Annotated in this window: 21 protein-coding genes, 3 tRNA genes and 1 riboswitch; of the genes, 15 read left to right on the top strand and 9 right to left on the bottom strand. The window is 37.6% G+C overall.

The genetic code is table 11. From position 1 onward, the window contains the following. Window positions 1-10: 10 nt before the first annotated feature. Window positions 11-3055 (bottom strand): SusC/RagA family TonB-linked outer membrane protein, encoded by a 3045-nt coding sequence (locus BMW64_RS10470; RefSeq protein WP_089999910.1) that lies wholly within the window; start codon window positions 3053-3055, stop codon window positions 11-13. A 630-nt stretch (window positions 3056-3685) separates the two neighbouring features. Beyond that, entirely contained in the window at window positions 3686-4093 is a 408-nt protein-coding gene (locus BMW64_RS10465; protein ID WP_089999909.1) for a type II 3-dehydroquinate dehydratase, read from the bottom strand. Window positions 4094-4292: 199 nt separating this feature from the next. Here BMW64_RS10465 and BMW64_RS10460 point away from each other — a divergent pair, with 199 nt between their 5' ends. From BMW64_RS10460 to BMW64_RS10390, 15 genes are all read left to right on the top strand, one after another. Continuing rightward, window positions 4293-4709, top strand: a complete 417-nt coding sequence (locus tag BMW64_RS10460) for a Fur family transcriptional regulator (protein ID WP_090000128.1) — start codon at window positions 4293-4295, stop codon at window positions 4707-4709. Window positions 4710-4752: 43 nt separating this feature from the next. After that, a complete protein-coding gene (locus tag BMW64_RS10455) occupies window positions 4753-6714 on the top strand; it encodes a heavy metal translocating P-type ATPase (RefSeq protein WP_089999908.1) in 1962 nt (653 codons plus the stop codon). 639 nt (window positions 6715-7353) lie between these two features. Beyond that, complete coding sequence (locus BMW64_RS20475) at window positions 7354-7602, top strand: hypothetical protein (protein WP_143052678.1); 249 nt, start codon at window positions 7354-7356, stop codon at window positions 7600-7602. A gap of 12 nt (window positions 7603-7614) precedes the next feature. Further along, window positions 7615-7977, top strand: coding sequence for a hypothetical protein (locus BMW64_RS10445; protein ID WP_228400911.1), 363 nt, complete (start codon window positions 7615-7617; stop codon window positions 7975-7977). A 230-nt stretch (window positions 7978-8207) separates the two neighbouring features. Beyond that, entirely contained in the window at window positions 8208-8483 is a 276-nt protein-coding gene (locus tag BMW64_RS10440; protein WP_089999907.1) for a YHS domain-containing protein, read from the top strand. Further along, on the top strand, window positions 8470-9150 hold the full coding sequence (locus tag BMW64_RS10435) for an SCO family protein (protein ID WP_089999906.1): 681 nt from the start codon (window positions 8470-8472) through the stop codon (window positions 9148-9150). The genes BMW64_RS10440 and BMW64_RS10435 overlap by 14 nt, the downstream gene beginning before the upstream one ends. Before the next feature lie 117 nt (window positions 9151-9267). After that, the gene (locus tag BMW64_RS10430) at window positions 9268-9942 is read left to right on the top strand and encodes a superoxide dismutase (RefSeq protein ID WP_089999905.1); all 675 of its coding nucleotides are present in this window, start codon (window positions 9268-9270) and stop codon (window positions 9940-9942) included. 8 nt (window positions 9943-9950) lie between these two features. After that, on the top strand, window positions 9951-10325 hold the full coding sequence (locus BMW64_RS10425; RefSeq protein WP_089999904.1) for a hypothetical protein: 375 nt from the start codon (window positions 9951-9953) through the stop codon (window positions 10323-10325). 172 nt (window positions 10326-10497) lie between these two features. Further along, window positions 10498-11325, top strand: a complete 828-nt coding sequence (locus BMW64_RS10420; RefSeq protein WP_089999903.1) for an MbnP family protein — start codon at window positions 10498-10500, stop codon at window positions 11323-11325. Between the two features lie 34 nt (window positions 11326-11359). Continuing rightward, window positions 11360-12373 carry a cytochrome-c peroxidase gene (locus tag BMW64_RS10415; protein ID WP_228400910.1) on the top strand — a complete coding sequence of 338 codons (1014 nt, stop codon included), beginning with the start codon at window positions 11360-11362 and terminating at the stop codon, window positions 12371-12373. A 3-nt stretch (window positions 12374-12376) separates the two neighbouring features. Next, on the top strand, window positions 12377-13324 hold the full coding sequence (locus BMW64_RS10410; protein WP_228400909.1) for a transporter: 948 nt from the start codon (window positions 12377-12379) through the stop codon (window positions 13322-13324). Between the two features lie 126 nt (window positions 13325-13450). Next, window positions 13451-13636: riboswitch (cobalamin riboswitch) on the top strand. A gap of 112 nt (window positions 13637-13748) precedes the next feature. Further along, window positions 13749-15770: a TonB-dependent receptor gene (locus BMW64_RS10405; protein ID WP_089999900.1), complete on the top strand. Its 2022-nt coding sequence runs from the start codon at window positions 13749-13751 to the stop codon at window positions 15768-15770. Next, window positions 15767-16903, top strand: a complete 1137-nt coding sequence (locus BMW64_RS10400; protein WP_089999899.1) for a YncE family protein — start codon at window positions 15767-15769, stop codon at window positions 16901-16903. Before BMW64_RS10405 ends, BMW64_RS10400 begins: the two co-directional genes overlap by 4 nt. Before the next feature lie 9 nt (window positions 16904-16912). Next, a complete protein-coding gene (locus BMW64_RS10395; protein ID WP_089999898.1) occupies window positions 16913-18106 on the top strand; it encodes a cell surface protein in 1194 nt (397 codons plus the stop codon). A gap of 28 nt (window positions 18107-18134) precedes the next feature. Continuing rightward, window positions 18135-19757 carry a DUF5074 domain-containing protein gene (locus tag BMW64_RS10390; protein ID WP_089999897.1) on the top strand — a complete coding sequence of 541 codons (1623 nt, stop codon included), beginning with the start codon at window positions 18135-18137 and terminating at the stop codon, window positions 19755-19757. Window positions 19758-19948: 191 nt separating this feature from the next. Here BMW64_RS10390 and BMW64_RS10385 read toward each other — a convergent pair whose 3' ends face one another. The 7 genes from BMW64_RS10385 to BMW64_RS10355 form a co-directional block, all read right to left on the bottom strand. Next, on the bottom strand, window positions 19949-20665 hold the full coding sequence (locus BMW64_RS10385) for an FAD-binding oxidoreductase (protein WP_089999896.1): 717 nt from the start codon (window positions 20663-20665) through the stop codon (window positions 19949-19951). 80 nt (window positions 20666-20745) lie between these two features. After that, a complete protein-coding gene (locus BMW64_RS10380; RefSeq protein WP_089999895.1) occupies window positions 20746-21603 on the bottom strand; it encodes an AraC family transcriptional regulator in 858 nt (285 codons plus the stop codon). A gap of 140 nt (window positions 21604-21743) precedes the next feature. After that, window positions 21744-21815 (bottom strand) — tRNA-Glu (locus tag BMW64_RS10375). 93 nt (window positions 21816-21908) lie between these two features. Beyond that, window positions 21909-21980 (bottom strand) — tRNA-Glu (locus BMW64_RS10370). An 11-nt stretch (window positions 21981-21991) separates the two neighbouring features. After that, complete coding sequence (gene rpsT, locus BMW64_RS10365) at window positions 21992-22246, bottom strand: 30S ribosomal protein S20 (protein WP_042721082.1); 255 nt, start codon at window positions 22244-22246, stop codon at window positions 21992-21994. A 68-nt stretch (window positions 22247-22314) separates the two neighbouring features. Further along, entirely contained in the window at window positions 22315-22635 is a 321-nt protein-coding gene (locus BMW64_RS10360; protein ID WP_089856295.1) for a hypothetical protein, read from the bottom strand. A 253-nt stretch (window positions 22636-22888) separates the two neighbouring features. After that, window positions 22889-22960: transfer RNA gene (locus tag BMW64_RS10355), tRNA-Glu, on the bottom strand. Window positions 22961-22962: the final 2 nt, after the last annotated feature.

Genomic DNA, 22962 nt, shown 5'->3' with positions numbered 1-22962 from the left:
ATTTTAAATTTTAAAAGGTTGCACTAAAACTAAAGCCATAAGTTCTGGTAGTAGGATACTGCCCAGTTTGAGCTATACCATTAGCATTTGGACCACCTACACCCAAGGCTTGACCTGGTTGCTTATTAATAGCACCAGAACTACTTGTAGTTTCTGGATCTGCATAGTTTGCATTAGAATCTGCATACCAAACAAAAGGATTTCTCGCATAAATACCAAAAGACATACTATTTACAAAAGTATTTTGTAATAAAGATTTTGGAAGAGTATAACTTAGAGCAATCTCTCTTATTTTAAGAGCAGTACCATCTACTATATAGTTTTCACCTACTGCAGGATAACTTGCCCCAAAATAATTAACAACACTTGAATAATTTGCTGCACCATTAACTGGAGTAGTATTTGTAACATAGGCTCCACCAACTAATTGTACCGAATTAGGTACAATATAACCTTTAGATCTATCAAAATTTGCAGATTCTTCTAACTGACCATTTTGCGACAGACCATTCTTAATCGTAGCTATAAAACTATTTCCTGTACGATAATCTGCGGTACCAGAAAGTGTAAAACCTTTGTATCTGAACGATGTATTAAAACCTAAAATATAATCAGGATTTACTTTACCAAGAACTTGCAAGTCAGAATTTACTAAAGGAATACCATTAGCACCAACAATTACTCTGCCTTGGTCATCTCTTTGGTATGTAGACCCCATAATTAAAGGAAAATCCTCACCTACTTTAGCATATACACCATAGGGAGCATAAGCTAATAACGAAACTCTGTCTACACCACCATCAAGTGCTGTAACTTTAGATTTATAAGATGAATAAGAACCACTTAGTTTCCATTCAAAATCTTTAGACCTGAAAGGCACTATTTCTAGATCGAATTCTTTTCCTTTATTAGTCATATCTCCAACATTTCCTAAAAAAGTAGAAACCCCAGCAGCAGAAGAAGTAGTTTTTCTTGTAATAAGATCATTAACCTTTAAATCATAAACAGCAGCCCCTAATGAAATTCTATCTTTAAAGAACCCTAACTGTAAAGATGCTTCCTTAGAATAGGTAAATTCAGGATTAATATTTGGATCCGTAGGACTTCTATTTATAGCAAACGAGGATACGTTAAAAGGAAAACCTGTAGGTATCAAACCTGTAACTTCATCGGTTCCATAAGTTGGAATCGCTGCAGCACTCCCTACTTTTGTATATCCAACAGAGATCTTAGCATAACTTAGTACATTATTATCTCTTAAAACATCAAATGCTTTTGTAGGCACAAATGACGCTCCAACAGAATAATAAGGGAGAGCCTTAGTTCTAAATTCATCCGTACCAGTAGGTCTGGTAGCTGTCGCGGAATTTCCTTCGTATCTAAATGTAGAGTTTACAAATAAATAATCTTTATACGACAAATCTAAGTTTGCTAAACCCGCTACAGTTCTTCTTCTAGACTGTGTATTTGCCAAATTACTAGTCGTATCAAGATTCTGAACATTATTTATATGATAGAAACCGGGTACCTGCAAATTAGAACCACCTTGAGTAACAACTGAAGTGCTAATATCAGTATTATTAAAACCAACGTTTAACTTCATATTAATATCATTAGTTAAGTCATAATTAAAATTAACTAATAAATCACCATAATAATCAAACGTTCTACCTATACTCTTATAATAATTAGATATTACGTCTTCAGTACCAAAAGCAGTTGGATTTAAACCATCCAAAAATGTTCCCGAATTTGCCCATTGCTTTGTAGAATAAAGAAAACCATTATTATGGCTTTCTCCCAAAGTAGAAAGAGTACGCATATTTGCCAAATAGGAAACACTTATGTTTTTATTAATTTCATATTCAGCTTTTAAATTACCCACAAAAGTTGTAGATTTATTATCATATCTTACATTATCTATTTGCCAATACGGGTTAGGATTATGACCATATACCGTCCAAGCCCCCATTGCTCCAGAATGCGCAAATTTAGAAACATCTACGTTTGTAGGTGTATTCAATAATTCATTATAAAGGTTAGAATCAGTTTCAGAAGTATGTTGATCTATTAGATTAAAAACACCATCAATCCTAAAATTGCCCAGCTTTTTTCCCGCTTTAAAGAGAATATTATTTCTTTTTAATTGATCCTTATCCACTACAAAATCATTCTGTACCCTATTCAATGATAAAAACGCATAAGAATCTCTACCTCCAACATTCATAGATATACCATTTTGGTACAAAACACCTGTCTTAAAAAACTTTTTATAATTATCTTTTACAGGAGCATAAGCGCCAGTTATAAAACTACCATCAGCCTGAGGTAAACCAATTGGTAAAATTTGACCCGCTATAGCAGGATTTGAATACTCTGGTCCCCAGCTACCATTCTCATAAGGAACCCAATTGGTGCCATTATAATCAGTAGGGTCAAAATCAGGTTCACCTACCCATCCTTGTCCATATCTTTGTTGAACTTTAGGCAGCTTATAAATTGATGTAAAATCTATATTAGAACTTAATGTAAAAGTAATCTTTTCTGAATTACTTCCTTTTTTAGTCGTTACTATTATCGCACCATTACTCCCTTGAGAACCATATAATGCAGCGCCTTGCTGTCCTTTGATAACATTCACGCTTTCTATAACTTCAGGTGGCAATTGCTGGAAAATTGTAGCAGTTGAAATTGCACCATCAATAACAACAAGCGCACTATTGTCACCTGTAATTGATCTCTGACCACGAAGATTAATAGTTACCTGTGAGTTCACGCTAGTGTTAGGAACATTAATTTGTAATCCAGAAACCTTCCCGGTTAATGCTTGTACAGCATTTGGATTTCCGGCTTTTTTAAGTTCATCTGTTTTAATAACTGCATTACTACCAATTACTGCATCTTGCTTCTTTTTAATACCCAATGCGCCAGTAACAACAACTTCTTCTATTGTCTTTTCTTTAGTTATTGTGTCTTTTTTTGTTTTTTGTGCAAAAGTCATTTGTCCTAAAAAGAACAGTGCTCCAGCACTCAGTACACGTAATTTCACATTCATATTAACAAATTTTAATATTTATAATGGCAAATATGTTAATAAATATTAAAATCACCAAAAAATATATAGATGTAAATCACTGATAATCAAATAAATGTATTCGTTAAAAATACAATTATAGTTAATAATTTTATTTCATAATTAATTTTTGTAAAAAAAAATTAGCTTCATATTATTACTCACTATTATTTTTTAATAATAGAAAATTATTTAGAATTGTTCTAAATTTCATTATGGTGTTTATTTAAAATAAAAGAGGCTGTCTCAAAAAGTACCTCCTCTCTCGGACTCCTGTTTGACAAATTTTGTCATTTAGAAGATTCTCAGAGTATTAGTTTTGCCTTTCGAGACAGCCTATTTAAAATTTAAGCAGATCGATACTGAATTTTGTAATTTATTTTGAAAAACTTGAAATTAGAAACAATGAAGATTTAACTGAAAATACAAATGTATGATGTACATATTCTATCATCTAAACAAACTTTATAGATAGGAAGAGTGAAGTTGAAATATAACCAGGCTTGTGGCTATGGTTAATAACCATGCAAAAAGGAAATTAGCTTAAAGCTGCTCTCAAAAATCTTTTTAAAGGCAATAAAATACCGAAAGTAAAGTGTAATGTGGTGATTTTTATTTTAAACTTAAAACAGCCAGCTTGTATCCATCCATTCCAAACCCAGACAACACCGCATCAGTATTTGCAGCCGTTACAGACTTTTGTCGAAACTCTTCCCTTTTATAGATATTGCTGATATGTACTTCCACTTTGGGTTTATCGATATTCTTTAAACAATCTGAAATCGCGTAAGAATAATGGGTAAAGGCGCCGGGGTTAATTACCAAAGCATCAAAATCATCTTTCTGTAATCTGTTGATGATTTCCCCTTCAATATTCGATTGATAATATTGAATCTCATGAGAAGGAAATTCAGATTTTAAATTGTCCAGATAATCTTCCATAGATACATTACCGTAGATTTCAGGTTCTCTGGTTCCTAAAAGATTCAGGTTGGGGCCGTTTACGATTAAAACTTTCATAGGATAAAATTAATAGTTTTTACGGGATGGGAAAAAGTTTCAGAATTTATTTTTTGATTTAAATATACTCTACATACTATTACGGTTCAATAGAAATCACTGTAAAAGAACCTGCCAGATGAAAGTCATTCAAAACACACTGTTCATCTGTTTTAAAACCATTAACTTTGAGTAACATATGAATATCACTACATCGGTCATGAAAAAAAACATTGAAGATAAATTAATCCACAAAAATACCAAGCCCACCAGCATGAGAATTCTGGTGTATGATTTCCTGAGTTCTCAGGAAGCTGCTTTATCATTATCTGAAATTGAAAATCATTTTGAACATGCAGACCGGACGACCATTTACCGAACATTAAAGACGTTCGAGGAAAAAGGAATTGTACACAGCATTCAGGAAAATACAACTACCAGATACAAGCTTTGCCACGACGGCTGCAACGAAAATACACACAAAGACTGGCATCTGCATTTTTACTGCAAAATATGCAAACAGACCACTTGCAGGGAAGATATTTCCTTCCGCGAACCTGTGCAGACCGATTTCCGTATTGATGAAATACGTCTCTTTGCCAAAGGAATCTGTGAAAGCTGCCTGAGTTTGCAATAGTATTGCATCGTACGAAGGTATAATTTTGGATAAAAATTAAGTTATGGAAGAATGTTGCAGCACAAAACCCAAAAATGACCATAAGCATGATCATGAAGGCCACGACCACGATCATTCACATGATATGAAAGATAAGTCTGTAATTCAGATGTTTCTCCCGGCCCTGTTTTCTTTTATTTTGTTATTAATCGGTATTTTATTAGACCACTTTGTAAAACCGGATTGGTTCAGCGGATGGATTCGCATTATATGGTATCTGGTGGCATATATTCCTGTCGGCTTGCCCGTGCTGAAAGAAGCTTACGAAAGCATAACCCACGGAGATGTTTTTTCCGAATTTTTCCTGATGGGAATTGCTACGGTGGGCGCCTTTGCTATTGGTGAATATCCTGAAGGCGTAGCGGTGATGCTGTTCTATTCTGTTGGCGAAGTTTTCCAGGGAATAGCGGTCACCAGGGCAAAAACAAATATCAAATCACTCCTCGATCAGAGGCCAGATGAAGTTACCGTCATACAAGATGGAAAACCGCAGACAGTAAAAGCGGAAAAAGTAACCGTGGGCGAAATTATTCAGCTAAAATCAGGGGAAAAGCTGGGGCTGGACGGAGAATTGTTATCCGAAACCGCATCATTCAATACGGCGGCACTGACGGGAGAAAGTAGGCCCGATACCAAAATAAAAGGGGATATTGTTCTGGCAGGAATGATTAATTTAAATACCGTCAGCCAGGTAAAAGTTACGGCCGCTTACAAAGACAGTAAGCTGAGCAAAATTCTTGAGCTGGTGCAGAATGCAACCACTCAGAAAGCCCCTACCGAATTGTTCATCAGGAAATTTGCCAGAATTTATACCCCGATTGTTGTTTTTCTTGCTATAGGAATCACACTTTTACCCTTCCTGTTCGTAAAAGAGTATCAGTTCAGCCAATGGCTGTACCGGGCATTGATATTCCTGGTGATTTCCTGTCCTTGTGCATTGGTTATTTCCATTCCGCTGGGGTATTTCGGAGGGATCGGTGCCGGAAGCAGGAATGGGATTTTATTTAAAGGAAGTAATTTCCTCGATCTGCTGGCCAATATTCAGAATGTGGTGATGGACAAAACCGGAACGCTCACAGAAGGGGTTTTCAAAGTGCAGGAAGTCATTTTTAAAGACGATATCAATAAGGATGAAATTCTTAAGCTCGTTAATGCATTAGAAAGTAAAAGTTCACATCCTGTGGCAACTGCTATCCACGAATATGCAGGAGAAGTTGATCACGCTCTTCAGCTGGATCATGTGGAGGAGATTGCAGGACATGGCCTGAAAGCTACCGTTAATGGAAAAGAACTGCTGGTCGGAAACCTGAAGCTGATGGATAAATTTAATATCCGCTATGATGTCAATGCTGAAAACATCGTCTATACCCTTATTGCAGTGGCTTATGATAAAAAGTTTGCAGGATATCTTACCATTGCAGATTCGGTAAAGCCTGATGCGCAGTTAGCGGTCAACAAATTGAAAGCACTGAATGTAAAAACAACCATGCTGAGTGGTGATAAGGCTTCAGTGGTAAAGCATGTGGCAGATCAGTTAGGAATTGCTGCTGCCTACGGTGATCTGCTGCCGGAAGATAAAGTCAATAAAGTAAAAGAAATAAAAGCAAAAAGAGAAACCGTTGCCTTTGTCGGTGATGGCGTAAATGATGCTCCCGTTGTAGCACTCAGTGATGTAGGAATTGCCATGGGCGGGCTCGGAAGTGATGCCACGATCGAAACGGCCGATGTCGTGATACAGGATGATAAACCAGGTAAGATTCCGATGGCCATTAATATCGGAAAGCAGACGAAAAAGATTGTCTGGCAGAATATCATTTTGGCATTTGCTGTAAAAGCGGTGGTTCTTATTTTAGGTGCCGGCGGGTTGGCTACCATGTGGGAAGCCGTCTTCGCAGATGTTGGCGTTGCTTTACTGGCTATTCTGAATGCCGTGAGAATCCAGAGAATGACTTTTACTTCGGAATAAATACAGCTAAGAAGAACTTTAAATTTCAATAGGAACGGGCTTTAGCCCGTTTTTTATAATAGGCTGGAAGATTTGGCTTCAGCCAAAATTTAAAATAAGCATCATTCATTTCATTCTACCAGAAAGTTTCATGCAGGGGTGCGACAGGTTTTCTGGTACTCCAGAAAGTTTGTCGCAAGGGTGCAACAGGTTTTCTGGTGTTCCGGAAAGTCTCCTGCAGGTTGCAGCGAGTTTTCTGGTGTTCCGGAAAGTTCCCTGCACGGTGCAGCGGGTTTTCCGGAAAATATAAATCGCTTTCATCATCATTGTCTCGTAAGAAGATTTTAAACTTTTATAATCGGCCGAACGATTTGGCTTCAGCCAAAATTTAAATAAGCTGAGTTCGTGATCATTTTATATACCACGCAAAGCTAAACAAAGTATTAATCACATGGTTTTAAAATTTAAGATATACGAAGGCGTGAAACTTATCAGAGTAATACAAAATTGTTGTATTACTCTGATAAACGAAGTGGCTTTGTTTAACTTAAAAGCGTTTCAAAAATTAAACATTTCTTTGTTTCTCTTTGCGATAAAATAATTTTTATTTGAAAATCAATTATTTAAAATATCTCTTATCCCCGAACTCAGGTTAAATAAATGACATACATTTTCCTTCCGTCCGAAAGTCTCCTGCAAGGTCGCAATACGTTTTCGGGGGTTCCCGAAAGTTTGTCGCAAGGGTGCAACAGGTTTTCGGATGTTCCCGAAAGTCTCCTGCAGGTTGCAGCACGTTTTCGGGAGACTCCGAAAGTTTCCTGCATCATGCAGCAAGGTTTCGGGGAAATTATCAATGACTTTCATCATAAATGCTGTACAGAAAGATTTTCAGTAGTATATTTGTGGTAACAAAAAAGAAAGTTGAGGTTTTTCATTTCCATATTCATCATCTTTACGATCGCATTACGTCCGGTTCTGCCATTGATCAATTATGCGGTCAACTATGATTATATCGTAAAAAATCTCTGCGAAAACAGAAACATCCCCCAATCTACCTGCAAAGGAAAATGCTACGTGGCCAAAGAGCTGGCAAAAACGGAAAAGCAATCCAGCAACAATCAGAATATTAAAATCGGCAGCCTGGACGTGTTCATTTCCCATGAAATTCTTTCCTTCACAGCAGAAAATCCATTTTCCTCTCATCTCAAGAATCCATTACCGGACTATACCCGCTTCGGTACATCAGAATATTTTTCCGGAGTATTCCATCCTCCTTTAGCATAAAACTGTTTTCAGCTCATTTTTTAGTTGAATTTAACATTGAAATAAATTTGGCTATCATTTGCTGAGTGTTTAGTTTATGCTGAGCCTGTCGAAGTACCCTTGCGAACATATCAACATGAAGTTTTACAAAAAACTTTGCGATCCTGGCGTTTAACTAAATTCATTATTAAATTTAGTTTAAAAATCAACCTGTTTTTTTCCATACGAGTATTAATTTCAATTTAAATAAAATGAAATCAAAAGTTATATTAACAGCCCTGTTGTCTGTTTCCCTGATGGCCTGTGCCCAGGAAACCCCTAAAGTAAAGCATAAAAAAGCAAAGACGGCGGTAAAGTCTGATGCAAAACCGGTAAAGTTTGCCAACGCCACAGACCCGATCTGCAACATGCCGACCGAAGCCGATATGAAAGATACGGCAGTCTACAAAAATAAAACGTACGGTTTTTGCAGTGCATACTGCCGTGACGAGTTTAAGAAAAATCCGGAGAAGTATGTCCAGAAATAAAAAGACCAACAATACAAAGAGCAAAGTCATCGTACCGATTGTAGTCATTGCTTTGCTTTTCGTGGGTATCGGGGTCGGAATGGGCTATTTTAAAAAAAATCTGTACACGGTAATGAAAGTCCCCGACTTTAAGCTTACCGACCAGAATAATAAAATGATCACCAATAAAGATATGCTGGGAAAAGTTTATCTGGTAGAATTTTTCTTCAGCAGATGCCCTACGATTTGCCCGGTGATGAATACCAACATGAGGCACATCGAAGACCAGATCAATAATCCTGATTTCGGAATTATTTCGATCAGCATTGACCCGGAAAACGATACTCCTGAACTGCTGAAAGAACATGCGCAGAGGATCGGAGCAAAATCTCCCAACTGGCATTTTCTGACAGGTAACAGGGATTATATCGGAAACCTGGCCGATGAGTTCAATATTTATGTAGGCGATAAAGAAGATGAAAGTGAAAGTCTGAACCACAGCGGGATGATCGCCCTGGTGGATAAAGAAGGAAACATCCGCTGCCGGTACAATAAAGAAAATATGCCGATCCTTTATTATTCGGGGTTAAATTATGAAGATCCGGAAGGAAAGGTTCCGAAGCTAAACGGAAAATATCACCCGGACCGGGAAATCCTGATTGAGGATATCAGGAAGTTGTTGAAGTAAAGAATGGAAGTTAGAAGCTGGAAGCTGGAAGTTTAATGGTGTTTAAAATAACTTCCATTCTTCCCAGCCTCCATCTTCCAGCCAAAAAAATATTAACCATATATAAAATAAAAAAGTATGAAAATTATGAAAATTGCTGCTTTGACGGCAGTATTTGCGGCTCAGTTTGCCATGGCACAATTCAAGCAGACGCCTCTGCCGTACGCCTACAATGCACTGGAAGGAAACATTGATGCGCAGACCATGGAAATTCACTATTCAAAGCATGCCGCCGCGTATGTAGCGAATCTGAATAAAGCGATTGCCGGAACACCACAGGAAAAGCAAACCTTGTTTGAGATCATGTCGAATGTGTCAAAGTTAAGTCCGGCGGTAAGAAACAATGCCGGTGGCCATTACAATCACGAGCTGTTCTGGACGGTTTTGACTCCTGAGAAAAATACTCAGCCGTCTGCAAAACTAGCGAAAGCGATCAACGACGCTTTCGGAAGCATGGATGCTTTCAAGGAAAAGATGAGTAAGGCGGGAGCGGACCGTTTTGGTTCAGGATGGGCTTGGCTTGCGGTAGACAAAAACGGTAAGCTGTTCGTATCATCTACGCCTAATCAGGACAATCCTTTGATGGATGTGGTGGAAGAAAAAGGAACCCCGATTTTCGGGATCGATGTTTGGGAACATGCATATTATCTGAAATATCAGAACAAAAGAGCAGATTATCTTACAGCCATCTGGAATGTAACCAACTGGAAGGAGATCAGCAGAAGATACGACCAAGCGATTAGCAAAAAATAAGCTGACCAATGAATTATATTTGCAGCATATTCCTCACTTTATTTGTGGTATTCAGACCTCTGGCACCACTGGTGGAGTATGCTGTACATTATAATTACATCTCTGAAGTTTTATGTGTCAACAAAGATAATGTGGAGCTGCACTGCAACGGAAAATGTTATCTCCGGAAACAGCTGTCAAAAATTAATGATACTGATTCTTCTCCTTTAAACAAGACCAAAAATTCCGGGCAGAAATTACTTGATATTTATGTTCTTCCTGATATAGTCGAAATCAATACAACTGAAAATACTTTCTTTTCACATTTCAATTTTCTCTTCAAATCAGAATATTCTTTTCTTTTTCTGAAGCATATTTTCCGACCGCCTGTTTTTAGTGTATAATTTTATTTTTTAGGGCGATCCCCTTTCCCTGACTTTTCCAGCCGCCTGGGTCGGGCTGTCCGCTCATATCTTTTTTTAGATTCTTCCTTACGTCAGAATCCAAAAAAAGGATAACCGCTTCCATCCCTATCGCGATGGGGCATTCAATATATTTATCACTAAAAAATCAACAATGAAAATTTATAAATTTTTATCATTATTCTTTATTGCATGTACGTTATTTAGTCTTTCATCATGCAGCAGTCATGACGACGATGAGATGCAGGATGCTACTCCGGGAAATCTTCAGCTCAAGTTTGAAAACGGATTTAATAATCTTGGAGATATTGTGCTGAACCAAACAACACAAACTTCTTCTAACGGACAAAAGCATCAGTTTTCAACCTTAAAATATATCATCAGCAATATCACTTTAATTGATGAACACGGAAATGAATTTAAATATCATAATAATGACCCTGATAAAGGTGCTTTCATCATCGATCAGGCAGAAGCTGTAGCAGGAATTAATTATATCAACCTTACGGAAATTCCAAAGAATAATTATAAAAAGATAAAATTAGGATTGGGCATCAGTCAGAACGCTTACCTTATCGGCCAGGAAGGGCAGGGGATATTCTGGCAAAAAGCAAAAACTTCCGGAATGGCCTGGTCGTGGGCAGCAGGTTACGTTTTCACAAAACTGGAAGGGAAATACGGAACTTCTGCACCGACCAACGAGTTTATGAATCATTGTGGAAATATGGGAAATACTTCCGCAAACAACACGCCTGATCTGTATCGTGAAATTACCCTGGATCTGCCAACTACAGCGAGAGTGACAAAAGAAATCACCCCTTCCATCCATATTCTGGCTGATCTTAATCAATATCTGAGCGGGCAAACTGCTTTAACACTCGACAATACCAATGATATGGCAATGGGTTCCAGCCAGCATCTAGTGAATGTCACCGACAATATCGTGAAAATGTTTAAAGTAGATCATGTTCATAATGATTAGGAGATTAAAAAAATGTGGGCGTGTCGGTATATTTATGCTAAGTCTGCTGACGTCTACCGCGTGTTCCGATGAGGTGATGGAGCCTTTGGAAAAAAATGAGGCGTACCCGCTTGAGAAGCCTGCCGGTTTTCCTGAGATGACATTTGATGTCACCGGTAATCCCATTACCATCAATGGAGTTGCTTTGGGTAAAAAACTGTTCTATGAAGGTAAATTATCACGAAACAATACGATTTCATGCGGTTTTTGTCATATTCAGGAATATGCATTTACCCATCATGGGCATAATGTAAGTCACGGAATTGACGACAGACTTGGAATCCGAAATGCACCGCCGATACAGAACATGGCTTTCCTGAAAAATTATACCTGGGACGGAGTAAGCCACAACCTCGATGAAAGATCGCTGGTTCCCATCACGACCGATTTTGAAATGGATAGTTCACTCCCCGAAGCGGTTGGAAAACTTAACGCTGACAGCAATTATAAAAAAATGTTTAAAGCGGCATTCGGAGATGAAAATATTACAGGAGACAGAGTTTTAAAGGCGATTTCCCAGTTTATGGCTACACTGGTTTCAGCAGATTCCAAATACGACCGTATGAAAAAAGGAACGGCCGTTTTTACCAATGAAGAAAATCAGGGAATGAGTTTATTTCAGAATAAATGTGCATCCTGTCATTCGGGAGAGATGTTTACCGATGAAAGTTACCGCAATACAGGAATGTACTATAATCCGCAATTTGACGACAGAGGAAGATACAGAGTTACGTTGGATTGGAATGACAATATGAAATTCCGTGTGCCGAGTCTCAGAAATGTAGAATATACTGCGCCTTATATGCATGACGGACGGTTTTACACCTTGGATGCCGTATTGAATTTTTATTATGAGAATGTAGAAGAACAGCCGAATCTCGATCCGCTTTTAAAGCAAAACGGACATATCGGAATTCCCATGAACAACCAGGAGAAACAATATATTATTGCATTTCTGAGAACCTTAAGCGATCAAAGTTTCATTACCAACCCAAAATTTGCCGAGTAAATCATGATGAAAAGGATATTTTTATTAGTAAGTCTGATGTGTTTTTATATAAATCAGGCCAAAACGATCAATGACAGTCTTTACATTCCCTACAGTTTCACCAAAGCTATTCTATATGACGACTGTGATGCCTGTGGTTGTGCTGCAGGGAACGGTTCTTCCGGCTTTGAATCTTTACTGAATCCGCAATTTATCGGGATTAAATATTTTGCCCAGCATTATAAGGCAAAAGAAAATCTGTTTGTTAATGATCTCACGCAAGATCAGTGTTTCAATACCATTCAGCTGTGGGGTAAAATTCCGTTAACTGAGAAGATCAGTGTTTATGCCAGTGTTCCGTTCCATTTCCATGAAAAGAAAACATTACAGGGAGATATAAAAATGCAGGGTGTTGGCGATGTAAACCTGATGGGAATTTACCGGTTGATCAACTCAAAAGAGAATATTCATCAATTGAATGGTGGATTTGGGGTGAAAATTCCGTTGGGTAAGTTCGATGAAAAAGGAGTGTCGGGAGTTAACCCGAGCTTTCAGCTGGGAACTGGAAGCTGGGATTATCAGCTGGCCTTAAATTACAAATTCCAGAAAGATAAAATTGCCGTTTTACTGAATACGGATTATACCATAAAAACCGAAAACAAAAAGCATTACCGTTTCGGGAATCAGTGGAATTATTCTGCGACAGGATTTTACAGGATTATCGGGAATGATACATTTATTGTATCCGGTAAGGCGGGTTTGCAGGGAGAAGTTTATGATGCCAATCAGCAGTTTGGTGAAATTTTGCCCAATACTTCCGGAAGTGCTCTGTATGGGAAGTTAGGATTCGAAGTATCTTACCGGAAAATAAGCCTGGGAAGTGAAGTCATGCTTCCGGCATATTCTAATCTGGCGGGAGGCGATATTGAGGCGCGGTCAAGATTCAGTGTTTTTGTGAACTTTGGGATTTAGCTCAATTTTAATCATAGGTTTCAGGTATTGTCCGGGGGAGAAAACAGCTTTCGGACAATATCTTTTTAAAGTACTTAATTCATATTCACAGGATTAAAATTCGATTTTGATTCTATGATTTATTTTCTATCTTTGCCGCAATCTGGTGAGCCATAAAAAGCGCTTAAAAGGGAATCCGGTGAAAATCCGGAACAGACCCGCTGCTGTAAGCTCCAAACCAAAAGTTTCCGGAAAGTATATCCACTGTTTTTTAATGGGAAGGATTTCGGAAACGGAGTAAGTCAGAAGACCTGCCGGAGGATTTATCGTTTGACGCTTTCGTGGAATAAAGCTTAGGACATCAATGATTCTGTGCAGTGTGCAGCTGTGCTTTATCGCTGTATTCTTATATCCGTTAGCGTCATCATTATCCTATGTTGAGCTAATGGTGACAATATTTTTAACATCGCGACTTCAGAAAGTTGTTTTCACAATATTTGTGTTTACAGCACAGCTTGTGTTTTCACAGTCCATACGGGATACCATAAAAGAACAGTCGATTGTTCCTGTTCATTTCAAAAAGAAAAATTTTAAAGAAATCCTTCCGGCACAGGTTTTATCAGGAGAAACACTGGAAAGGCTCAACAGCCATTCCGTAGCGGATGCGCTGAGGTATTTTTCCGGAATACAGATTAAAGATTATGGCGGGATTGGCGGACTGAAAACCATTAATATCCGGAGCATGGGAAGTCAGCATGTGGGCGTATTCTACGATGGAATTCAGATCGGGAATGCTCAGAATGGTGTGGTAGACCTGGGAAGATATTCTCTGGATGATCTGGATGAAATATCGCTTTACAATGGCCAGAAAAGTGAGATCTTCCAGCCCGCAAAAGACTTCGGATCTTCGGGATCCATTTATCTGCAGCCAAAGATTCCTGTTTTTAAAGATCAGAGAAAAACAAATTTGGTCGTGAGATTCAAGAACAGTTCTATTGATTTGTTTAATCCTTCATTCAGGCTGGAGCAGAAAATATCACAGAATATCTCGGCGAGTTTCAGTTCAGAATTTATTCAGAGTGACGGTGTTTATAAATTCCGCTATAAAAAGAAATATCCGGACGGCGAAATTGCCAATGATACGATTGCCAGACGGCATGATTCAGATATTCGGGCAAAACGTTTCGAAACTTCATTAAACGGTAACCTGAATAATGGAAGCTGGAATATCCGTGGCTACGGCTATCTTTCCGACAGGGGCATACCGGCAGCGATTGTCAACAACCGATTTGACGGAAGGGGAGAAAGGCAGACCGATGAAAACCTTTTTGTTCAGGGAAGTTTCAGGAAGAAAATATTTCCAAAACTTGAAACGCAGCTGAAAGCTAAGTTCGCCTATGATTACACGCACTATATTGATACCGCCTCTTCAATAAAGATCCAGAACCAATACATCCAACGGGAAGTGTACCTGTCTAATTCCAACTTGTATTCTGTAACCCCGGATTGGGACCTCAGTGCAAGTGTTGATTTTCAGTATAATCGTCTTGATGCCGATCTTGTCAATTTTTCTTATCCTATACGATATACAACGCTGGCTGCTTTTGCCACGACGTATCAGTGGAAAAATCTGAAATTTCTGGGAAGTGTTCTGGGAACTTTCATTGCTGAAAAAGTAGAAAAGAACACGAAATCACCCGACAGAACGGTATGGACTCCGGCTGCTTTTTTGAGCTATCAGCCTTTCACAGGAAAAGATTTTACCGTAAGAGCCTTTTATAAAAGGATTTTCCGGATGCCTACATTCAATGATCTTTATTACACGATGATTGGGAACAGTTCCCTGCAACCTGAATTTACTAATCAGTATAATTTAGGATTCAGCTATTCCAAAAGCTTTGGTAGTGGAGTTTTGCAGAGAATTTTTGCAAAAGCAGATGGCTATTTTAATAAAGTTGAAAATAAAATTATTGCTGCTCCGAACGGAAGTATGTTCCGATGGATGATGCTGAATCTAGGAGAAGTTGAGATTCTCGGAACGGATATCAATCTTCAGGCCGACCTTAATTTTGGTGATTTAAAAATCCGGCCCTTATTGAGCTATACATTTCAGAGGGCAAGAGATTTCTCTGATCGGGAAGAGTCTTATTTCGGGCACCAGATTCCCTACACCCCGTGGCACAGCGGATCTTTTGCGCTCATGTCTGATTATAAAAACTGGAGTTTCAATTACAGTTTTATTTATGTCGGAGAGCGTTATGACGGTCAGCAGAATAACATTCAGTATAATTATATCCAGCCTTGGTATACCCATGATCTGTCTGTTCAGAGAAAAATTTACTGGAAAAAGCATGAGTTCAAAGCAAGTTTTGAAGTCAATAATATACTAAACCAGTATTACGATGTGGTATTGAATTATCCGATGCCTGGAAGGACCTTTAAACTCATTGTAAGCTTCACATTATGAAAAAAATAACCTTTTATCTACTTATCTGTGTCTTATTTTCACTGTATTCCTGCAGAACGGACGAATATATTCCACGTGAGGAAACGGAAACGGGGTTGGCTTTGCCGGAATATACCGCCATTAAAGGATTTTACCTTCTGAATGAAGGAAATATGGGCAGCAATAAAGCCACACTGGATTTCTTCGACTATACAACGGGAACCTATCATCGGAATATCTACGCAGAAATCAATCCGAATGTGGTAAAAGAGCTTGGGGATGTGGGAAATGACATCCAGATTTATGGCAGTAAAATGTATGCAGTAATCAATGTTTCCAATAAAATTGAAGTGTTGGATGCAAAAACGGCAAAAAGAATTAAAACCATTAATCTTGAAAACTGCCGGTACATAACCTTTAAAAACGGAAATGCTTATGCAACAAGCTACGCCGGCCCCGTCTCGATAGATCCGAATGCTCCTTTGGGCAAAGTGGTAGAAATCGATACGGCTTCATTAGTGATTCAGAGGAGCGCGGTAGTCGGTTATCAGCCTGAAGAAATAGAAATTGTCGACAATCAGCTTTTTGTAGCTAATTCTGGAGGATATAAATTTCCAAATTATGACAATACTGTATCTGTTGTTGATCTTACTTCTTTTTCAGAAATAAAAAAAATCGAAGTAGCCATCAATCTTCACAGAATCAGAAAAGATAATTACGGGGATCTTTATGTCACGTCGAGAGGTGATTATTATACAGTGCCTTCAAGTTTATTCTTGCTTGATGCGGCTACAGGAACGGTAAAGAAGAACTTTCATATTTCGGTGAGCGATATGACGATCGTGAACGACAAGCTGTATTACTTCGGAAATGAATTTAATTACAATACCCATTCTTATACAAAAACCTTTGGCATTATCGATGTAAAAACGGAAGAGGTAATTTCGAATATAATGATCGACCAGCAATACGCCGATGCTATTAAAACACCATACGGAATCACCGTAAATCCGATTACGGAAGATATCTACCTCACTGATGCAAGAAATTATGTCTCAACAGGATTTGTGTATTGCTTCGACAAAAACGGACATTTCAAATGGAAAACGGAAGGCGGAAATATTCCTGCCCACTTTACCTTTTTGTATAAATAAATATTAAAAATGAAAAAATTTACTTTTAACATTATTAAACTATCGCTTGTATCTACTGTCCTTATCAGTGCTCTTGGCTGTAAAAGCGAAAGGGAAGAGGATTTCAGTTTTACCGGACTGGAAGAATCTTACACGATAGACCGCTTCAGGGTTCTGAATATTGATCCGAAAGTAGGAGGAAATTTCAAATGGAGCATCAACGATTCTATTATTTCACAAGAAAACTATCTTGATTTTATCAGTCCGGTAGTAAAAACGTATCCTTTAACACTCACGATAGACGTTGCCGGAAATACCAGGACGTATCATTCAAAAATAATTGTCAAGCAGGAAGCAGTTCCGTTTAGCAAGCATATTTCCAATGTATTTGATTATCGTCCCGCAGTGGGGCAGTTTACCAACGAAATGCCTGAATATGCAGCTGGTGATACCTTTAGCCAGATCCTTCAGAAAGCTAAGGAATCTTTGGTAGGAAGCAGTCCTTCTTTGATCACCTTGGGAGGTTTTGGAGGATATGTGGTCTTTGGTTTTGATCATACGATACCGAATATGGATGGAAAGGATTTTAAAATTCTTGGTAATGCTTTTTTCGGAAATGACGCGACCCAGCCACGCTCAGGTTCTTGCGAACCGGGAATTATTATGGTTGCCTACGATCGTAATAAAAACGGAAAACCAGATGATGATGAATGGTACGAAATTGCCGGGAGTGAATATTTTAAAAATACAACGGTAAAAAATTACAGCATTACCTATTTTAAACCCGACGAGAATAAGCCGCCCGTTCCCGGAAACGAATTTTGGCAGGCAGATACAGAATATGTCAAATGGCAGGATAACCTCGGGAATCTCGGTTATAAAACAAAGAATGCCTTTCATTCACAGAGTTATTATCCACTGTGGATCGGAGATGCTTCTTACAGTTTTATCGGAACAAAGCTGATGAATAATTACTTTGATCAGAGTGGAACGGGAGATTACTGGGCCGGAAAGTCTTATGATTTTGGCTATGCAGACAATGCACCGAATAATGATGAAGCATCCAATATTGATATTTCGTGGGCCGTTGACCGAAACGGAAAATATGTCAAGCTTCCCGGAATCGATTTTATAAAAGTATATACCGGTGTGAATCAGGAAGCCGGCTGGGTTGGCGAAGTTTCTACAGAAGTGGGAGGAGCTTATGATCTCCACATGAATTAACAATCAAAATAATATTTATAATTAAAAAATGAAAAAGTTTTATCTTTTTACAGCGCTTTTTTTATCGGCATCTGCTGCGAATGCCCAATCTACCTATACAGACGGTTTCTTCATGGTAAATGAAGATTGGTTTGGCCATACCAACGGTTCAGTGAATTTCATTAAAAATGACGGAACTGTAAACTACAGAGTATATAGCACTGTGAACAATAACCAGGCTTTCGGCGCAACTACACAGTATGGAACCATCTATGGCGATAAATTTTATTTTATCTCAAAACAGGCTGCTGATGGCGGAGATACACAGTATACTCCTGGAGGGAGATTGGTCATTGCCAATGCGCAGACTATGCAAAAAATTGCAGGTTTCAATACGATTGGAAGTGCAGACGGAAGATCTTTTGTTGGCGTTAATGAGCATAAAGGATACATCGGAACATCCAATGGAATTTATACTTTTAATATCGACAATTTACAGGTTGGGAATCTTATTCCCACGACAGGCGGAGGGCAAATCGGAAATATGATCAGAACTTCCCGATATGTTTATGCAGTGAAACAGGCCGTTGGAATTTTAGTTATTAACCCTGATACGGATGCGGTAGTTACAACCATTCCTGGTTCTTATCATTCAATTGTACAGGCTAAGGACGGAAGTGTATGGACTGTTCAGGATCAGAAAGTAGTCAATGTCAATGAGTCTACTTTTGCTACAACCAATTATAATATTCCTACCACCAAATACATCGGATCTTGGGGAGCCTGGAATGCAGGAAGCTTTACCGCAAGTGTTCAGAATAATACATTATACTGGATCAATTCCATTAACAGTTTCGTTTCCGGAACACAGATCGTGAAGTTTGATGTCACCAATAAAACATTTAATGAAAACTTTGCTACGCTTCCCGGCCAGACAGGAACGTATAAACAGATTCCTTACGGTGCTGCACTTAGGGTGAATCCTGTTACAGATGAGTTGATTCTAAATACAACGGAAAGCGGATACGGAACACATTATCAGAACAACTGGATTCATACATTTGACAATAACGGAAATTTGACCAATACTAAACAGCTGAATGATTATTATTGGTTCCCTGCAATGGCGGTATTTCCTGATAATACTTCACCGGTAATCAGCACAACATTACCAACGCAGATGACAATAAGCGGTACAACAACGATTGATCTTAAAACTGTTATTTCAGATACGGATAATCTGTCCGCAGCCATTGTAAAAACTGTAAAATCCAACACAAATCCCGAAGCTGTTTCTGCGGTTATTAATGCCGACGAAGAGCTTGTATTAAGCAGACAGGGAGCCGGAACTGCTGAAATTGTTTTAAGTTTTAATTCAAACGGTAAAATTGTGGAAAAAACCTTGTCGGTAACAGGTTCTACGCAGGTATTGGGAACGGCTGAAACCAAAAAGATATCGCTCAGTATATATCCAAATCCGGCGACAGATCTTGTGAATATCCGTACTTCGGAAAAGATTATTGATGTGTCTTTATTTGATATGACAGGTAGAAAGATTGAAGTATCATACAAAAACGGGCAGGTTAATCTAAGTACACTTTCTAAAGGGATTTATATTGTGAGAGCAACAACTGAAAAAGCGGTTTATCAACAGAAATTAATCAAGAACTAAATATCTTTTTAGTATATCCAATTTGTGTTAGCCTTCACCTTTGCCTTGGTGAAGGCCTTTTTTATTTAAAATAGTATCAGTTTTATTAATATAGAAATGGCAGATGTATAATTGCTGAAGATATATATATATATTAAAATGTGTTCTGATTTAAAATAATAAATGATGATTGATACTCCGTTTATTATATGCTATAATCCTTTTTTTTCCTCAAGCCAATAACCTTGTGAAGAAATATTATTTCGTGAGTTATCCTTCAAGACTTTTCTGAATGTCTGAACTGATTTTACGTTTCCTGTCAATATAAAATTTGCTGTGTTCCATTCATCAGAGTTAAAAATTGGCAGCTCATTTATCCATTCTTCATCTCTGAACGTATTTTTTTTAGAGAACACGGTATAATTTTCCAAGCCTAATAATTCAGGGATATTCTGATTCTCATCGTCCAATTCAAAATAAAACTGATATTGATGTTTATTCTTTTTCAGTATTGGTAACATTGAGCAGGCAAGTCCCAAAGATGTTTCATCACCAAAAATAAATTGCTGCTGTATGTTTTCGTTGTACATTTTTTTTCCTCTCGGAATGCTGATTCGTAGTTCGTCTAGCGGTTTCAGCGAGTCAATGTATTGGCTTCCGACACCATTTCCGTGAATGTGAAAAATAATATCTAAAACCCCTTTATCGACATGATGATAGGAAGTGGTATAATTTCTAAACTCCGTATCGCTTACACGAATAACATTGGCATGCCCGATTTGGAAGTTCATTCGTGATATGTCGCCCTGGAAACGTATTTTTTTTACGTTGGGACTTATATAAACTGTTTCCAATATTTTCATATCAGTCATTATCGAAGACGTTTTTTCCGTCAAATCAGCAGCCCATTTTGGTAGTTTTGAAATCATCTTTATTGCATTAAAATCATAACACAAAGGAACAGCTAACAGTGAAGATAAAAAATAGAATGAAAGTGGTAAATATAGGACTAATCGTGGTTTTTGTTTCTGAAAGTTAATGCAGTCATTCCGGTTGATTTATTAAACAGACGAGAAAAATAAGCGTAATCTTCATAACCTAATTCGGCAGCAATCTCCTTGACCGATTTATCTGAATGGTAAAGCAATCGTTTGGCTTCCAGAATAACGCGCTGCTGTATATGATAGGTAACAGGAAATCCTGTCGTATTTTTCACACATTCATTAAGATAGGGAACGGAAATGTTTAATTTTTGAGCATAGTCGGCAGGCCGTTTATCTCGGGTAAAATTCTTTTCTAATGCTAATTTGAATGCTTTGGTGATAAGGTAAAATCGGGAAATAGTATCCACTTGTTTTGATTTATCCAAATATTGTGATACGAATAATGAAATTAAAGTATTGCAACTGTCTTTTAGCGAGGACAGATATAATTTGCTTTCCTTTTCTTCAAACAGATTAATGCACAGCAAGAATGCCTGGCTGATAATAGAAAGATGTTTTGAGCTCACCGGCAGCGGTTTTGTGGGTGAGATTTCCTGCAATAATTTCAGATATTCAGAGTGTAGGTTTTCATTGTTGATCGCTAATAAATAAAACTTTATATTTTCTGCTTTTAAAATTCTGTGGACCTGATTGGGCGCAATATAAATAACCGATGGCTCTTTTATTTGATGCTTCTCAAAATCAATTTCAAAATGGGATGTTCCTTTTTCCTGCAAAATAAAAAAATGATAATCATGTCGATGCGAATTTTCGGCTTCTCTTGGTAGTCGTAGATCAGTAATGGGATATTTTCCAACAGCAATGCCTTTGTCAAATTCCTTTGCTAAAGTATTTACAGGAATATATTTTGATTTGCCGGCCATGAAATCTTTGCCTTATTAATTTTCAAGACTTAAAGATAAAGATTTTTTTATGTGACTTTTAAATGTTCTAAAACTATTAAAAAAACAAAAACCTTACAAATTAATTTTGCAAGGTTTAGATATTGTTATCTTAGAATTAGTAGCCCGTAGGGGAATCGAACCCCTCTTACCAGAATGAAAATCTGAGGTCCTAACCGATAGACGAACGGGCCAGCTATCTTCCACTGTTTCCAGTGTGCTAGTTTTTTGTTTTTATAAGTTGCAACTCTTATTAATAATCATCAGGTTAGATCATGATTATTTTGTAGCCCGTAGGGGAATCGAACCCCTCTTACCAGAATGAAAATCTGAGGTCCTAACCGATAGACGAACGGGCCAACTATACTTATTAAGCTAGTTTATTAACGTGCTTAGTTAATTTGCTTTTTAAGTTAGCAGCTTTGTTTTTGTGGATAATATTTTTCTTAGCTAATTTATCCAACAAAGAGATAACTTTTGGCAATTGTTCTGCAGCAGCAGCTTTATCCTCTTCATTTCTTAACACTTTCATTGCTGTTCTAGCAGTCTTGTGGTAGTATCTGTTGCGAAGTCTTCTTACTTCGTTTTGTCTAATTCTTTTTAATGCTGATTTATGATTTGCCATATCGTTCAAATGTGAGTGCAAAAGTATAAACTTTTTTTTTATCTACCAAATTTATCTTTAAAATTTTTTCAATTTTCTTCTGATAAATATTTGCGTAGTTTATCGATTGCTTGTTCTATTTTAATATTCTCTTCTTCTCTTTCTAATTTTTTGATGGTTGCCGTAAGCATAGCCATCGCGTTGTTCCATTCTCCAGTGGTATTGGTGAAGGTAAGTCCGTCAATCGTTACTGCAAAATCGACTCTTTCTCCTGTCCTGTAAAGTCTGAAACTTATTTTTTCATCACTGCCTGTAATCCCGCCTTCATTGATCTTTAAATCGTAACTTTTTGGGTTAGAGTGGATTTTTTTAAAAAGCAATTTTGCCTCTTGTATTTTTAAATCCGGCATGATAATTTGTGGCCTTATCAGGAATAATCATTCCCCGTTAAAGCGGTGCAAAGATAATATTTTTTTCTTTTTAACAAAATATCTGCTTAATTTTTGAATCAATTTTTCTGTAAGCTATTCTCTGTCAGAATGAATTTTATTCATATAATTATATTTCTATAATCATATATATCCATATATATAATATGACCACTTTAAATAAAAATCCCTTTCAACGATGGTTAAAAGGGATTTGCTTTAAATAGTAATTGAGTAGCCTATAGGGGAATCGAACCCCTGTTGCAAGAATGAAAATCTTGAGTCCTGACCACTAGACGAATAGGCCAA

Origin of the sequence: Chryseobacterium taichungense, assembly GCF_900109935.1 — a bacterium.
Taxonomy (GTDB): domain Bacteria; phylum Bacteroidota; class Bacteroidia; order Flavobacteriales; family Weeksellaceae; genus Chryseobacterium; species Chryseobacterium taichungense.
The sequence above is the reverse complement of the archived record's forward strand: the minus strand, read 5'-3'. Positions and strand labels throughout refer to the sequence as shown.